General features: G+C 63.7%; 2 protein-coding genes. Both read right to left on the bottom strand.

What is annotated here, in order from left to right:
* Nucleotides 1-321: 321 nt before the first annotated feature.
* Nucleotides 322-1176, bottom strand: a complete 855-nt coding sequence (locus tag ABB29_RS15920; RefSeq protein WP_245622507.1) for an acid phosphatase — start codon at nucleotides 1174-1176, stop codon at nucleotides 322-324.
* Entirely contained in the window at nucleotides 1173-1328 is a 156-nt protein-coding gene (locus ABB29_RS16465; protein WP_157062699.1) for a hypothetical protein, read from the bottom strand. The genes ABB29_RS15920 and ABB29_RS16465 overlap by 4 nt, the downstream gene beginning before the upstream one ends.
* Between the last annotated feature and the right edge of the window lie 57 nt (nucleotides 1329-1385).

Below are 1385 nucleotides of genomic sequence, written 5' to 3'. Positions count from 1 at the left end.
GTCACCGGCATGGATGCTTCCCTTGCTTGCTTGAGATGCTTCCAGCTTAGTGATGCGCGTGGCCATCAACCAGCAGTGCAGCGGCGAATTTCATCATGGGATCGCGATGACGGGGAAAAACCGCGTCATAGTGAGGGTCCGCAGCGCTTGCTGGTCGCGGATATTTGTGAGGCAAGGTTCAATCACAGGATGTGCGGCCTACTCCGTCTCACATTGCAGGACCGGATGGTGCCGTGAACGCTGCGCAGTCGGCAGCATCCATCACCGCACAGACATTGCCGAGCGGTTGCCACCCGGTTTGGTATCTGTCGGCAGCAACGGTTACTGCACGCCTTGAATCGCCATCGACAGCGCGCTGGCTTCGGCGGCGCAGTCGTGCTCCGGAACGGCGTGCTGCTGATGCAGACGGCTGACTTCGATTCGTGCCGCAGCCACATCGGCCTGGTAGCTCGGATTGCTCTGCAGGCGGGCGAAGGTCGCGGTCGCCATGTTGCGACCCTGCCAGACATCGCTCTGCCAATGGACGTTGCAGACCAGCCGGCTTTCACCAAACGCACGCGCACGCGCCAGCAAGGCATCGGTGTGCTGCGGATCCACCTGGGTCAGCACCAGCCCCCACATCCAACCGATCGCGGTGTGGCCGGAAGGATACGAGCCGTTGCCACGCAGCGCGGTTTCGTCGGCGGGCGTGCACAACGGCTGCTCATTGCGCATGAACGGACGCACCCGCTGGTACTTGTTCTTGGCCGCGTTGGTGGACAGTGCCGCATCCATGAAGCTGCGCCGCAACAGCCGATACAGTGCCGGTGAGCGTGCCTCGTCGACCGGTAACCCGAGCGCGCAACTGAAGCTGCTGGCGGCATGCGGGAAGCTCAGGTCGGCATCGCTGATCGCCTGCTGCCAGCGAGGTGTATCGCGCAGCGCCAGGGCCGCGTGGCTGACCGCGACATCGTTGGCATAGACCGCTGAATCCCCGGCGGGCACCACCGGCACCAGGGCCAGACTGTCAGGCAATTCGCCCGCTTGCAGATAGCCGGCGGGGACGCCTGGCCGGATTTCCGGCACCGCCTGCACGCCTGCGCTGGGCGTGGTCGTGCACGCGGCCAGGGCAACCAGCAGCAGACCGGCGGCGGCCGATGCCCTGTGCTTGGCGATCATGGATATCGAATGCTTCATGGCTGGCCTCGCGACGGTGGGCTGGACGGGTCGGACAATGCCGCACGCAGTGCATCGAGTAAAGCGCCGTCATCCTGCTGGTACTGCCAGAACATCACCCCGCCCAAACCACGCGCCTTGACGACGTTGGTCCTGCCGTCGCTTATACCCATCCGACGCTGCCGACGACACTCCCATCTTACCATTTGTCAGTCACCGTAACATGAAAA

Origin of the sequence: Pseudoxanthomonas dokdonensis, from assembly GCF_001431405.1 — a bacterium.
Lineage (GTDB): Bacteria > Pseudomonadota > Gammaproteobacteria > Xanthomonadales > Xanthomonadaceae > Pseudoxanthomonas_A > Pseudoxanthomonas_A dokdonensis.
The sequence above is the reverse complement of the archived record's forward strand: the minus strand, read 5'-3'. Positions and strand labels throughout refer to the sequence as shown.